Annotated in this window: 12 protein-coding genes; 2 read left to right on the top strand and 10 right to left on the bottom strand. The window is 38.5% G+C overall.

Annotated features, from left to right (window positions below):
- Positions 1 to 13: 13 nt before the first annotated feature.
- The 7 genes from secA to bsdcttw_RS01925 form a co-directional block, all read right to left on the bottom strand.
- Positions 14 to 2,587: a preprotein translocase subunit SecA gene (gene secA / locus bsdcttw_RS01955; protein ID WP_185257776.1), complete on the bottom strand. Its 2,574-nt coding sequence runs from the start codon at positions 2,585 to 2,587 to the stop codon at positions 14 to 16.
- Between the two features lie 324 nt (positions 2,588 to 2,911).
- Positions 2,912 to 3,439 (bottom strand): ribosome hibernation-promoting factor, HPF/YfiA family, encoded by a 528-nt coding sequence (hpf, locus tag bsdcttw_RS01950; RefSeq protein WP_185257775.1) that lies wholly within the window; start codon positions 3,437 to 3,439, stop codon positions 2,912 to 2,914.
- A 638-nt stretch (positions 3,440 to 4,077) separates the two neighbouring features.
- Entirely contained in the window at positions 4,078 to 5,331 is a 1,254-nt protein-coding gene (locus tag bsdcttw_RS01945; protein ID WP_185257774.1) for a C40 family peptidase, read from the bottom strand.
- A gap of 229 nt (positions 5,332 to 5,560) precedes the next feature.
- Positions 5,561 to 6,484, bottom strand: a complete 924-nt coding sequence (gene trxB / locus bsdcttw_RS01940) for a thioredoxin-disulfide reductase (RefSeq protein WP_185259660.1) — start codon at positions 6,482 to 6,484, stop codon at positions 5,561 to 5,563.
- A 202-nt stretch (positions 6,485 to 6,686) separates the two neighbouring features.
- On the bottom strand, positions 6,687 to 7,679 hold the full coding sequence (locus tag bsdcttw_RS01935) for a CPBP family intramembrane glutamic endopeptidase (protein WP_185257773.1): 993 nt from the start codon (positions 7,677 to 7,679) through the stop codon (positions 6,687 to 6,689).
- A 4-nt stretch (positions 7,680 to 7,683) separates the two neighbouring features.
- Positions 7,684 to 8,283 carry a class I SAM-dependent methyltransferase gene (locus bsdcttw_RS01930; RefSeq protein WP_185257772.1) on the bottom strand — a complete coding sequence of 200 codons (600 nt, stop codon included), beginning with the start codon at positions 8,281 to 8,283 and terminating at the stop codon, positions 7,684 to 7,686.
- 73 nt (positions 8,284 to 8,356) lie between these two features.
- The gene (locus bsdcttw_RS01925) at positions 8,357 to 8,734 is read right to left on the bottom strand and encodes a RidA family protein (protein ID WP_185257771.1); all 378 of its coding nucleotides are present in this window, start codon (positions 8,732 to 8,734) and stop codon (positions 8,357 to 8,359) included.
- 238 nt (positions 8,735 to 8,972) lie between these two features.
- On the opposite strand from bsdcttw_RS01925, the gene bsdcttw_RS01920 reads away from it, so the two are divergent.
- Both bsdcttw_RS01920 and bsdcttw_RS01915 read left to right on the top strand, forming a co-directional pair.
- Positions 8,973 to 9,680, top strand: a complete 708-nt coding sequence (locus tag bsdcttw_RS01920; protein ID WP_185257770.1) for an acyl-[acyl-carrier-protein] thioesterase — start codon at positions 8,973 to 8,975, stop codon at positions 9,678 to 9,680.
- Between the two features lie 111 nt (positions 9,681 to 9,791).
- The gene (locus bsdcttw_RS01915; protein ID WP_185257769.1) at positions 9,792 to 10,631 is read left to right on the top strand and encodes a CvfB family protein; all 840 of its coding nucleotides are present in this window, start codon (positions 9,792 to 9,794) and stop codon (positions 10,629 to 10,631) included.
- An 80-nt stretch (positions 10,632 to 10,711) separates the two neighbouring features.
- Here bsdcttw_RS01915 and bsdcttw_RS01910 read toward each other — a convergent pair whose 3' ends face one another.
- The 3 genes from bsdcttw_RS01910 to recD2 form a co-directional block, all read right to left on the bottom strand.
- On the bottom strand, positions 10,712 to 11,137 hold the full coding sequence (locus bsdcttw_RS01910; RefSeq protein WP_185257768.1) for a flagellar protein: 426 nt from the start codon (positions 11,135 to 11,137) through the stop codon (positions 10,712 to 10,714).
- A gap of 12 nt (positions 11,138 to 11,149) precedes the next feature.
- The gene (locus tag bsdcttw_RS01905) at positions 11,150 to 11,872 is read right to left on the bottom strand and encodes a ComF family protein (RefSeq protein ID WP_185257767.1); all 723 of its coding nucleotides are present in this window, start codon (positions 11,870 to 11,872) and stop codon (positions 11,150 to 11,152) included.
- 219 nt (positions 11,873 to 12,091) lie between these two features.
- Positions 12,092 to 14,305: an SF1B family DNA helicase RecD2 gene (recD2, locus tag bsdcttw_RS01900; RefSeq protein ID WP_185257766.1), complete on the bottom strand. Its 2,214-nt coding sequence runs from the start codon at positions 14,303 to 14,305 to the stop codon at positions 12,092 to 12,094.
- Positions 14,306 to 14,380: the final 75 nt, after the last annotated feature.

The following is a 14,380-nucleotide window of genomic DNA, read 5'->3' as shown; positions in this document are numbered from 1 at the left end:
TTTCGAAATTCTGTTAATTAATTTTTCCATGGCAGAATTTATATTTCTTTCCGCTTCCACATGGGCAGGGATCATTAGGCTGAACCTTTTTCGTGGTTCTTCTTACAGGTCCTTGCTGAACAGAATCATCTTTATTCGTACCGGTAACTTTTGCTACCTGTTCTCTTTCAACATTCTGCTCTATTCTTACATGCATCAGAGCTTTCACGGTATCTTCCCTGATTGCATCTGTCATTTCATCGAACATTTCAAAGCCCATAAACTTAAACTCTACTAAAGGATCTCTCTGTCCATAAGCCTGCAGACCGATACCCTGACGCAGCTGATCCATATCATCAATATGATCCATCCACTTACGGTCAATTACACGCAGGAGGATAACACGTTCTACTTCACGAAGCTGTTCTTTCTCCGGGAATTCCGCTTCCTTCTCTTCGTAAAGCTTAATAGCATCTTCTTTTAACTTCTGCATTAATGCAGCCTTTTTCATACGGTCAAGTTCCTGTGCATCAAATGCAATGGTCTCTAAAGGTATGATAGGAAGCAGCATTGTATTAAGTTCTTCCAAATCCCAGTTCTCGGAAAGCTGATCATCACTGATACAGGTGTTCACACAATCCTCCACGGTATCTGTTATCATCTTAAATACGGTATCTCTCATGCTTTCGCCGTCGAGAACCCTTCTTCTTTCCTTGTAAATAATCTCTCTTTGTTCATTATTTACCTGATCGTATTCTAACAGGTTCTTACGGATACCATAGTTGTTATTCTCTATCTTAGTCTGAGCCTTTTCAATTGCACTGCTTAACATCTTGTGCTCAATCTGTTCTCCATCGGGAAGCCCCAGGGAGTTGAACATATTCATAAGACGCTCAGATCCAAAGAGTCTCATTAAATCATCTTCCAGGGATATATAGAAGCGGGATTCTCCGGGATCTCCCTGACGACCGGCACGTCCTCTTAACTGATTATCAATACGTCTGGATTCATGGCGTTCGGTACCTATGATCTTAAGTCCGCCAAGGTCTGTCACACCTTCTCCCAGTTTAATATCAGTACCACGGCCTGCCATATTAGTAGCTATTGTAACAGCTCCTACCTGTCCAGCATCTGCTATAATTTCAGCTTCCAGCTCATGGAATTTCGCATTTAAAACTTTATGAGGAATGTTCTTTTTCTTTAACATATCACTTAATTCCTCAGAAGCTTCGATGGTAATCGTACCAACCAGAACCGGCTGGCCCTTCTTGTGAGATTCCATTATTTCAGATACTACTGCATTTAATTTCTCTTTTTTGGTCTTATATACGGCATCCTGTCTGTCCACACGTGCTACAGGGATATTCGTAGGCACTTCGATAACATCCATACCATATATATTACGGAATTCTTTTTCTTCAGTAAGAGCTGTACCGGTCATACCGCATTTCTTAGCATATTTATTAAAGAAGTTCTGGAAAGTAATTGTTGCTAATGTCTTACTCTCTCTATTTACCTTAACTTTTTCCTTTGCCTCAATTGCCTGATGAAGTCCATCTGAATATCTTCTTCCGGGCATAATACGTCCGGTGAACTCATCTACGATAAGAACTTCATCTTCTTTTACAACGTAATCCTTATCTCTGGCCATCAGGTAATGCGCTCTTAAAGCCAGAATAATATTATGCTGTATTTCAAGATTTTCCGGATCTGCAAGGTTCTCAAGGTGGAAGAAACTTTCAACCTTTTCAACACCTTCTGCTGTAAGGTTAACTAATTTATCTTTTTCATTAACTACAAAATCGCCTTCTTCTTCAACATCCTCATTCATAAGAGCTGCCATCTTGGTAAGTTCACCGCTGACCTTACCCTTTGTAAGCTGTCTTGCAAGGATATCGCAGGCTTCATAAAGCTTTGTGGATTTTCCGCTCTGTCCGGATATAATAAGAGGGGTTCTTGCTTCATCGATTAATACAGAGTCCACTTCATCGATGATAGCGAAATGCAGGCCTCTTTGTACCAGCTGCTCTTTATAGATAACCATGTTATCTCTTAAATAATCAAATCCAAGTTCATTGTTGGTAGCATACGTAATATCACAGTGATAGGCTTCTCTTCTCTGATCATTATCCATGCTGTTTAAAATAACGCCAACTTTAAGACCTAAGAATTCATGAATTTGTCCCATCCACTCGGAGTCACGTTTTGCAAGGTAATCATTTACTGTTACAATATGAACACCCTTCTCTTCAAGGGCATTTAAGTATGCAGGGAAAGTAGAGGTAAGGGTCTTACCTTCACCGGTCTTCATTTCAGAGATTCTTCCCTGATGTAATATGATTCCGCCAAGTATCTGTACACGAAAGGGTCTCTGTCCCAGTGTTCTTACTGCTGCTTCTCTTACCACAGCATAGGCTTCCGGCAAAATGTCGTCTAGTGTTTCACCGTTCTTTAACCTATTTTTAAATTCAACGGTTTTATTCTTTAATTCCGCATCGGAAAGTGCCTTGATGGATGGCTCCAATGCCTCAACCTTGTCAACTATAGGCATAACAAGTTTGACTTCTCTTTGACTGTGGGTACCAAAAATTTTCGTTACGAGACTCATGTTTTTCACTCCTGTATTTATTCAATGGATACAATATAAGTTAAACTAAGTTTCTTTCCGCAAAAAAACTGCTTTCAACTTATATAAGATAAATTCTGGTCAAATAATTTTTTCATAAAATACATTGTATCATTTCCCCAGTTAGTTAGCAACCTTTTTATACGAAATGCCTTGCTAACTGCATGGCGGGAGTTTATGGAAGAAATCTGAGACAGCTTATCAGATGTTCAAATTTCCTCTTTAAGAGATTAAGAAAAAGGGGGAACTGTATTAACAGTCCCCCCTTTCTATATTATTAAATCCTATAAATCCTTAAGTATCTGACTAAAATTCCGGTTCAATCAAACCGTAGGTATTGCCTTTGCGCTTGTAAACCACATTTACCTCATCGGTTTCTGCATTGCGGTATACAAAGAAATTGTGGCCTAAAAGTTCCATCTGAACACAAGCCTCTTCCGGGTCCATTGGTTTAATAGCAAACTTCTTGGTACGAATAATCTTGATATTGTTCTCTTCTTCATAAGCATCATCAATAAACTCTTGATTTAAGTTTATAGTTGCCTGCTTTTGTTCAATTAATTTATTTTTATATTTTCTTAACTGGCGTTCAATAACTTCTTCTACAAGGTCGATGGAAACATACATATCTGTGCTTGTCTGTTCTGCTCTTACCATGCTGCCTTTCATAGGAATCGTTACTTCTATTTTCTGCCTTTCTTTCTCAACACTCATAGTTACATGAATTTCAGTATCAGGAGTAAAATATTTTTCAAGCTTTCCAATCTTTTCATATACAGCTGTTTTGAGACCTTCAGTTACCTCGATGTTTTTGCCGCTTATTATAAAACGCATATGAATCAACTCCTTTTAGCTTTTTTACTATTGCTTAACATTATTATAACACATTGCAGAATATGTGACAAGTTCTTTCCGTCAAAGCAATTCTATAAAAAGAATTATTACTACTATCAAACTTGTACATACTCTATCTAAAATATTCGGCCAACTTCCTATCATTGTACGTCTTATTTTATAATTATTTGACAGTTACATTTATTTACATATCATTACATTAAATTTACATAATTATGATATTATCATAATCTACAAAACAAATATTCTACCTTGACACTCCCCCTCATATTCCACAACCGTGGTGAAAACCTGTGGATAATGTGGATAACTCAGTGTATAACTTTTAATAGCCGAAAAAAACGGGCTTTTTATATGTGGATAACTTTTGGATAAACACATATAAACTTTTCACTCCCATCTATCAACAATTTTGGAGTGGTATATTTTGTGCATTTTGTACAGGCCTTCTTTTGTCAATCATATTTCTACTAAAATCTTATTTTCTTCAAATAAAGAAATTCACCTTAATTATCTAAAAATTCTATTAAAAGAGCTTTTTAACCGCCTTTTTTAGAAAATTAATTTTATTCAAAAAAATACCGCAGTTAGTTTAACCTAGCTGCGGTTTTAATATACTATTTTACAATTCTTTTTACTTTATATGGTGTACGGTAATTGTACTGTGATATCTTTATGCCATCTCTTTCATTGCTGGCATTTACTACCTTACCATTACCAATGTACATTGCTACGTGATTTACAGTTCCGCTGGAATTTGTATAGTAGATTAAATCTCCTGGCTGTATATTGCTTACACTGACTTCATATCCTGCACCTGCTGCCTGAGATCTGGAATCTCTTGGTATGCTGTAGCCGAAATGAGAATATACAGAATATACAAACCCGGAACAATCCGCTCCGTTTGTTAAGCTTGTTCCGCCCCATACATAAGGATTACCGACGAAATTCAATGCGTAGTTTGCGATTGCTTGTCCGTTTCCGGATCCTGAAGAACTACCGGAGGAGTTGTTTGAACTGCCTGAGTTAGAACTACCTGAGTTGGAACTGGAGCTCTGGTGGGACTGCTGATTGGATGATTGTCTCTGTGCTTCCCTCTCTTTGGCAAGCTCTTCCAATCTATCTGCTTCTGCCTTCTTAGCTGCTTTTTCTGCTGCTATCTTAGCCATTTCTTCTTTTATTGATATAGCATATTTGAATTTAACATTGATTGTGATGAAATCCTTTGATACAAAGCCATCTTCTCCCTGGTCAATTTCAATCTTGGCCCACTTGTTAAATTCTTTTGATATGTAATAGGTTTCACCCTGAGGTACCATGGTAACGATTGTTTTATCTGTTCCCGGCTTCTCTCTTACAAATAATGTTTCCGTATTTACTGTAGCATACTTATCAGCATATTTATCAACCAGCTTCTCAGCTTCAGAACCGATTGCAAGGAATTCTTTATTAATATATCCCTTTACATCACCTGATTTAATCTTAACCCAATCACCTTTTGTAGCCAATATATCTGTTGCACAACCCTTGTAGAGTTTACCGACAATCTTGCTGTCTGTGTTAGGTTTCACTCGAATATTAACATAATTATCCGCTATGGAGATTCCTAGATTTGCATAGGGTGATTTTACTTTTTCAACTTTGTCACTGCTTGGCTCTTCTTTTTCTTTCGCAAAAGTATCAAGCAACTTTTCCGCTTCTCCCTTTTCTACCTCGGCAGTAGCTACATAATAGTTATCAAGAACTGGCATGATTCCGGCCAGCCCGGTATCTGAGACACTCTCAGCCGCCTGTACTCTGACTCCTGCACCCAGGGTAAGTAACAGCGCAGCAGTACATAAAGACGCCTTAACAGCAGTACTTCTAAGCATTTGACATGTAACCTCCTTACGGTTTTTTGCGAATGTAACAATTCAATTAAATATATATTATCATTAGTATAAATCTTTTTTAAATGTTACAAATTTATTAAAAATCATAAGGTTATTATATCAAAGCATACTACTGCTGTCAACGCATAATTTAACAAATAACATGGTTTATTTATCCATTGTTGCAAAATCAATCAATTAATTCTGAATTTTCTATTAATAATAACCATTATAAACTATTAAGATACTTTTCTACACCTGTAATGGCATTGGCACCATCTGAGGCGGCGGTTATTATCTGCCTTAATTCCTTTGTACGGATATCTCCTGCTGCAAATACTCCTGGAATATTAGTCAGACAGGATTCATCTGCCTTAATGTACCCGCCGGGAGCCAGCTCCAGGACATCTTTATATACTTCAGAACTGGGGTTGTATCCAACTGCAATAAACACACCATCCACTGCTATTTCTGTTTCTTCTTCCTTTTTAATATTCTTTACTTTTATCTTATCAACTACTTCACTGCCTTGAATCTCTTCAACCACACTATCCCAAAGGACTTCCACATTCTCCATGGAAAGAAGCTTTGTCGTATAAGTCTTGGCAGCTCTGAACTCATCCCTTCTATGGATGACATATACCTTTTTGCAAAGCCTTGCTAAAAATATAGCATCTTCAACCGCTACATCACCGCCTCCTACTACTGCGGTAACTTTATTCTTAAAGAAAGCTCCGTCGCAGGTAGCACAATAGGATACTCCCATGCCGGAAAGTCTTTCTTCCCCTTCCACCATAAGCTTTCTTGGGTTTGCTCCCGTAGCGATAATAGCTGTCTTAGAGCGGTAAACCGTACCATCTTCCAGTGTTATGACCTTTATTCCATCCTCAACTTCAAAGCGTTTTACTTCACCGGTTACAAAGGGCAGGTTCATCTTATCACAATGTTCTCTGAATCTGGTGGCAAGCTCAAAGCCGCTTATCCCAGGAATTCCAGGGTAGTTATCTACTTCGTAGGTGTTGATTATCTGGCCTCCGCTAATAGGTGCTTTCTCTATTACAATAGTATCCAGTTCTGCTCTTCCTGCATAAAGAGCTGCTGTTAATCCTGCAGGACCGGAACCTATCACAACTAATTCATAAATCTTATCCATTAATAATTCCTCCGTTTCAATTTCTATCTTCATTTTTTGTATTACCGGTGATAATTATACTTCCGTACTCAAGCTGCAATGCTGCCGTCAGAAATTCCACCCGCATACTGATTGTTTACAATCTAATTGTACTTATATTGTAACATATTTTTTGAAAAAGAAAAGCCCCTAGTGTATTTTGATTTACACTATGGGCATTTATTTAAAAAAAGAAATTCTGTACACCGTGTATGATACCATATATTACGGTAACAAACCCCTCATCCTTTGATATTCCTGTAGAGAATCTTCCCTGATATTCAACTATTATCATGATAATAAGACAGATGGCCATTCCTATAATCAGGCTTGGTGTTAAAAAGTGTGTCTTTGTCCGTTCTTTAAAGATACTCTTCACATGTTCCCACCTTCCAGAATTATCTGCCAGGACACGGAACACAAAGAATGCAAGAAGCGTGGAAATTGCAGCAATAGGAATCATGTAGATAATGGTAGTTCCTAAATCAACCTTCTGCGCACTGTCTAATATAGCTTCTGTGCCCGCAAGACCATTTATCCTTGACTGAAGTGCCAGGCTCATTACAGAAGAACTATTAATGATAAAATGTATTATCATCGTAGAGAGTATAGAACCAGTTGCTTCTATTACTAATGCAAATACTACACCCATTACAAAGGCATAGGAAAATTGATTGAAATTCTGATGAATAAGTCCAAATAAAAAGCCGCTTAAGAATATCCCTTTTAAAGTACTGGTCTGACGGTAACTTTGAAACAATACACCCCGGTAAACGCTTTCTTCCATAAGGCAGGGTACCAAAGCTACCATAACCAGACTGACCAGAAATCCATTTTTCCCTACCAAATTGCTGATTACCTGAGTGGTGTCATTATTAACAAAAAGCATGGAGATGGCATTAATGAGTCCCATAAGAGGCATAATCAAATAGGCAAAAATAATGACCAACACTATGCTGCCAACACTGATTGACCGAAAGCCAATGGTTTCGGCTAGTCCTTTTCTTTGTTTCACCAAATAAAAAACGGAAGGAATGATTAATAATAACTGCGAAATGATTAATATTAATAAATAATTACCTGTGCCCTTATATATTAAGCGGTTGATTAGCGCTCCTGCCAACGTCATCAATACGGTAGCCAGATATATTCTGCCAGCTGATTTAGCCTGTTCCATGAGTCTACTCCTGTCTGTCCTCACACTTTTTCACTAATACATGCAGCCATTCATCCAGATTCGCCTCACTCAAATCGTCATTGCTTTTCCAGATGTCCAGCAATTCTAGTTCAGAATGCCCAGAGATGAACTCTTTCATGGCCTTCGTCTTAAAATCTTTAAAATACCTGCCATTGCGAAATCCATCGAAATCACCATGCCCAAAAGACATATATAATATTCCCTGTGGTTTCAGTGCCTTTATCACTTTTTGAAATACTCCATCAAAATCATCGGAATTGATATGTAGGAGTGAAGCATTGGCCCATATACCATCAAAGACCTCGTCAAAATCCAGTTCTTCAAACCGCATACAAAGAACATCCTGTCCGATATGAATGGATGCAAGTTCACAAAGTTCTTCCGCTCCGTCAATTGCAGTTACATCATAGCCTCTTTGAATGAATTCAAGGCTGTCCCTGCCGGAACCGCAGCCTAAATCCAAAATGGCCATACCATCTGAAAGCGCTGCTAAAAATTTTTCTCTGTTATCTTCTGTATTGCTGTCTACCGTGTTTTCAAAGTAAAGATTTGCATTCTTATTATAATAATCTATCGAGTCCAAAAATTTCCATCCTTTCAATTTAACGGACATTTGGCCGTGAGACCATTCAATGCCGGTTGTTCCCCATGCTTACTTACAAATGAGCTATGGCTTCTATTTCAATTAATACATCTTTCGGTAATCTTGCTACCTCTACACAGGAGCGGGCCGGAAAATTATCTGTGAAGAAAGATGCATATACCTCATTCACCAAAGGGAAATCTTCCATATTTTTAATAAAAACAGTGGTCTTTATTACTTTATCAAGATCTGAGCCGCTGTCTTTTAAAAGTGCTGTAAGACTTGTTAGTACCCGTTTTGTCTGTTCCTTTATATCACCATTAACAATAGTACCGTCCACCGGATTAATCGGTATTACACCAGAGGTATAGACCAGGTCATTCAGAATAACAGCCTGTGAATAGGGGCCAATTGCTGCCGGTGCATTGGATGTGCTAACTATTTGCTTCATTGATATACCCTCCGTTTTTTCATATTAAGAACTATTATATACTATATAGAAAGTATTTTCACTACTTTTTATAAAAATTACATTTTTTATATATTTTTATGAAGCTTGACCCAAATTCATGACATACTAATTACAAGATGAAGAGTTGCCAGGCACCTTAAACAAAAAGAACTTGTATCATAAATAGGAAAGGTATGATACAATAAGATAAATATGTTATATTTTAGAAGAGGTCATTATGTATAGTTTTAACAGCAGAGTACGATACAGTGAGGTATGTACCAATAAAGAGTTGGACTTTTATTCCATCATAAATTATTTCCAGGATTGCAGTATATTTCACTCAGAAGATGCAGGTGTAGGGCTTGACTATCTTGAAAAGTACCACAGAGTGTGGCTGATGAACGCCTGGCAGATTAAGATAAACCGCTTCCCCGTCTTTGGAGAGGATATTACCGTGTCAACCTGGGCTTATGATTTTAACACTTTTTATGGTTACCGTAATTTTATGATAGAAGATGCGGATAAGAAGGTTCTGGCAATTGCTAATTCTGTATGGGTGTATATGGATACCCAAAAGAACTGTCCTGCTAAGATTGAAGAAGATGTTCTAAAAGCTTATAAACCGGAGGCTGCCTATCCCATGGAATATGCTCCCCGTAAGATTCTTCTGCCAGGTAACTTTGCTGAAGCTCCAGGCTTTTTCGTACAGCGAAGGAATCTGGATACCAACAACCATGTAAATAACGGCGAATATATCCGTATGGCAGAGGAATACCTTCCCGAAGACTTTTCTGCTACCCAGATGAGAGCGGAATACAGAAAATCAGCTGTCCTCGGAGATGAAATTATTCCACTAATTCATAAAGATGATGATACCTTTATGGTTGTGCTGGCAGATATCAATCGAAAACCGTATACTATCATAGAATATACCAAAAGATAATAAGGTGTAGTTTCTATGTTTTTTAGGGCAGTATCCCAGACAAATCTGCGATATGCAAAAAGTTAGCTTCAAAAATATCCAATGCGCAAAAGCGCATCACATGGAGGTAATATGATAAAATTAGGTGAATTACAGGAACTTGAAATGAGTAAAAGTACCGATTTCGGTATTTATTTAAAGGAGCAGGGCTCCACAACAGAAGAACGTATCCTTCTGCCAAAAGCACAGGTTCCAAAAGATATAAAACCCGGGGACACCCTTTCCGTCTTTATCTATAAGGATTCTGATGACAGGCCCATTGCTACTACCCTTACCCCAAAAGTTACATTAGGTACGGTTGCCTTATTACAAGTAAAGGAAGTAACCACCATCGGTGCTTTTCTGGACTGGGGACTTGCCAAAGACCTATTGCTCCCTTTTAAAGAACAAACAGAGCGTGTCCATACCGGCGAACAGGTTTTAGTTGCCTTATACATTGATAAGAGCACCAGACTTTGCGCTACCATGAAAATATATGATTATTTGCAAAAGGACTCTTCTTATAAAAAGGGTGACAAAGTCATCGGTACTGTATATGAAGTCATCCGAAACTTTGGGGCTTTTGTAGCTGTGGATAATCTATACAGTTCACTGATTCCGGAAAAGGAATTAAAGAAAAGTCTAAAACCCGGTGACAGCGTTGAGGCACGTGTTACCGCTGTAAAGGAAGACGGCAAGCTGGATTTGAGCTTAAATGAAGAAATCCCTGTTCAGATTGATGCAGATGCGGATATGGTGTACAAGCTTCTAACAGAAGCCGGCGGCTTCCTGCCTTACCATGACAAGACGGAGCCTGCCCTTATCGCTGAGAAATTCGGTTTAAGTAAAAATGCTTTTAAGAGAGCCATCGGAAGGTTAATGAAAGAACAAAAACTTCGTATTACAAACGATGGAATAGAAGAAATCAAATAAAATAAGGTTCTGACTATAAATACAAACAAGGGCAACGAAATATCTTCCCTTGTTTGTATTTATCTCACAACCTTTTCGCCTTAAAGATTCCCTTTCGTACCACCGCGATTTTGCAGAAATCTCATCTTGGAATTTTCTTTGAATTCTTTCTTCTTCTCTTCCGGTATCTGCTCGTACAGACTGCCAAAATGGCTGGAGAGTTTATCCTTGCAGTTCTTGCAAAAACGACCTGTCAGTATTGCTGTTCCACATAACTCACATTGCAGGGAAACCATAGAATCTTCCGTAAAAGAAAGTCTTTCCTCTCTGATCCACTTATGAATCTGCATGGTCGTAACTTCATTCTCTTCTGCAACTTCCTGTACCCCTGCTTTGGGATGATTATAGATATACTCTTTTACCTGGTCGAATTTATTATCCAAGGCTTTCAAGCAGGCCGGGCACAATGGCTGCCCTCCTATATAATTAAAAAGTTTACCGCAGCTCTTACAATTTCTAACATCCATATTTTATCCTCCTTAGTAACCTTTGCCTATGCATATACTTGCAAAGTAAACCTCATCAATACCGTTTGCCTTAAGTATCTTCGCACATGCATCTATGGTGCTCCCTGTGGTATATATATCATCTACTAAAAGTACTCTTTGAAGCTTGTGTTTATACCTGCTTCTCTCTTTATGAGAAAATGCAAAAGCCTCTGAAATGTTACGAAAGCGCTCTCTGTCATTTAATTCCTTTTGCGGCAGAGTTTCCTTTGTTCTGATAAGTAACTCAGATAACACCGGTATATGAAGTCTTTCTCCCAATCTGTCGGCCAGAACTTCCGCTTGATTATAACCTCTAATCAACTTCTTATTCCTGTGGATGGGCACTGGTACAAGGACATCCGGCGATATATCCTTAATTGCTTTTCCATACTTCTTTAATAATTCATCTATATAAAAGGCTGCATATTCCTGTCTTCCTTTATATTTAAAGGCAGCCATGGATTTTTGCATGTCCTGGTTATAAAGCCATAGACTAAATCCTCTTTCAAAGTAATGCTTACGTCGTTCACAGTCATAGCAATATTCCTTTTGTTCCAGCTCTACGGGTTTTCCGCACCTGCTGCATTTAGGTTCTGCAACGGGAATTAATTTAGTCCTGCAGTCTATGCAAGATAACTCTCCTCTGCAGTCAATAATCTCAGAGCATACAGGACACCTTCTGGGGTACAGGATATCAAGCAGCGCATCCAGCATAGACAGCACCTTTATCTAATATCTGATATCCCGTTATTTTCCTTATATCCTTCTCTCTTTTTCTTTCAATGACCACCAATATTGTTTCCCCCATATTTAAAACAATAACTTTTCCTTTACAAATAGCAATCAATATTTTACAAATTATTTATAATATGATTATACCTTAAAATTACAAAATTTGCACTAGTTCTTTTTGTCCTTACAGGAATACACATACTATAGTTCTTTTATTCTCTCGGTAAGACCCGAGTACCTTCTTTGTTCACTTTCATTATCAATCATCATCTGTACGGTCTCGGTACTGCCTACAATGGTTACACAATTCTTTGCCCTTGTAACAGCAGTGTAGAGAATATTTCTGTTTAAAAGCATCCTGGGGCCGGTAAGAATCGGCAGCACCACTGCAGGGTACTCACTTCCCTGGGATTTATGGATTGTGATAGCATAGGCAAGCTCCAGCTCTTCCAGCTGGTTAAAGGGATATTCCACCATCTTTCCCTCATCAAATTCAACCGTTAACTGCTCTGCAAAATGGTTAATTTCTTTTATAATTCCGGTGTCTCCATTGTAGACACCCATTCCGCTTTCAGTGGTAATACCATATCGGCTTTTACTCTCCCATGCTAACTGATAGTTATTTTTAATCTGCATGACCTTATCCCCTTCACGCAGAATAATATTATGATATTCCTTCTCACGCTTCTCAGGGGAAGGTGGATTCAGATATTGCTGTAACACTCCGTTTAACTTTTCTACCCCAAGTTCTCCCTTTCTCATAGGTGTCAGCACCTGGATTTCAAAGGGAGATGCATTGACATAGGCAGGCATCTTATCTCTTACAAGAGCTATGGTGACACCAATGACATCTTTTACTTCTTCTCGCTTTAGAAGGAAGAAATCCTTGGACTTATTGTTGAAAGCTATTTGCTCTCCGGCATTAATCTTATGAGCATTTACAATAATATCACTCTCTTTAGCCTGACGGAAAATCTTTGTCAGCTTTACTACATTAAAGGCATGGGAATTAATTATATCTTTTAGCACATTACCGGGTCCCACAGAAGGCAGCTGGTTTACATCTCCTACTAAGATCAATCTGGTTCCTACCGTTACTGCCCGTAGGAGTGCGTGCATCAGAGTAATATCTACCATCGACATCTCATCAATAATGATGACATCTGTTTCCAGAGGATTTCCTTCATTTCGCTCAAAGATCTGTTTTCCATCCATATCTCCGGACATTTTGGAGATTTCTAAAAGCCTGTGAATTGTCTTCGCTTCATAGCCGGTAGTTTCTGTCATCCTCTTCGCTGCTCTTCCCGTTGGAGCTGCTAAGAGTAAATCCATCCCCTCTGCTTCAAAGAAACGGATAATGGTATTAATCGTTGTAGTCTTACCGGTTCCCGGCCCTCCTGTAATTACAAGTATGCCGTTCTTGGCGGCTTCTATTACAGCAGTTCTTTGCAATTCGTCCAGTTCTATCTCAAACTGTTTCTCAACACTTCTTAACCGCTGCTCAATTTCTATCAGAGGCAAATCATATTTGATATTCAAATCACTTAACATCTTTGCCGTATTCAATTCTAAGTAATAAAGACCTGCACTGTAAATATGTCTTTCTTCACCATTGGTCTTTATAATTATTTTTCTCTCTACGGAGAGATTATTCATCTGCTCTTCTATGCCTGCGGAGACGATTCCGAGCAGTTCGCAAACCTTTCGGTGCAATAAGTTCTCTGGCAGATAGACATGTCCATTTGCGCTTCCCTGTAGCAGTACATATAATATAGCTGCTTTAATACGGTAATCTGATTCGGTACCTATTCCGACTTTGGCTGCTATTTCATCTGCAAGCTTAAAGCCTACTCCGTTGATATCCTCTGCTAAACGATAAGGATTCTCCTTAATGACCTGATACATGCGCATTCCATATTCCTTATATATCTTTACAGCCAGTGCTGTAGTTATACCATATTGCTGCAGAAATATCATTGCTCCACGCATGTCTCTCTTATCATTAAACTGCTTGGCAATCTCCCTTGCCATATGATCGCTGATACCTTTTACTTCTGCCAGACGTTCCGGTTCTTCTTCAATAATCCGAAAAGTATCACCTTTGAATTTTCTTACAATACGAGCGGCTAGTGCACTGCCAACACCCTTTATGGCTCCCGAACCCAAATATTTTTCCATAGAGTCTAAATCTTCCGGTTCTTTAAATTCGTAGGTTTCTATTAAAAATTGTTCTCCGTAAAGCTGATGGGCGGTATATTTACCGGTACATCTTATAAATTCTCCCTCGTTAATAAAGGTAAACGTACCGACGCAGGTGGTTTCCTCCTCTTGCTTTACAAGTGTCAGAACAGTATATCCATTTTCTGCATTACGGAATACAATCCTTTCCACATAGCCTTCTATTTCTTCCGCCATTTTTACACACCTGCCTTTTACACTGATTTTTACCGTTTTAACCTGATCTAACCTTTTAATACATGATCTAACCTT

This window comes from Anaerocolumna chitinilytica (assembly GCF_014218355.1).
Classification (GTDB): domain Bacteria; phylum Bacillota; class Clostridia; order Lachnospirales; family Lachnospiraceae; genus Anaerocolumna; species Anaerocolumna chitinilytica.
This window is presented reverse-complemented; position numbering and strand designations above follow the sequence as displayed.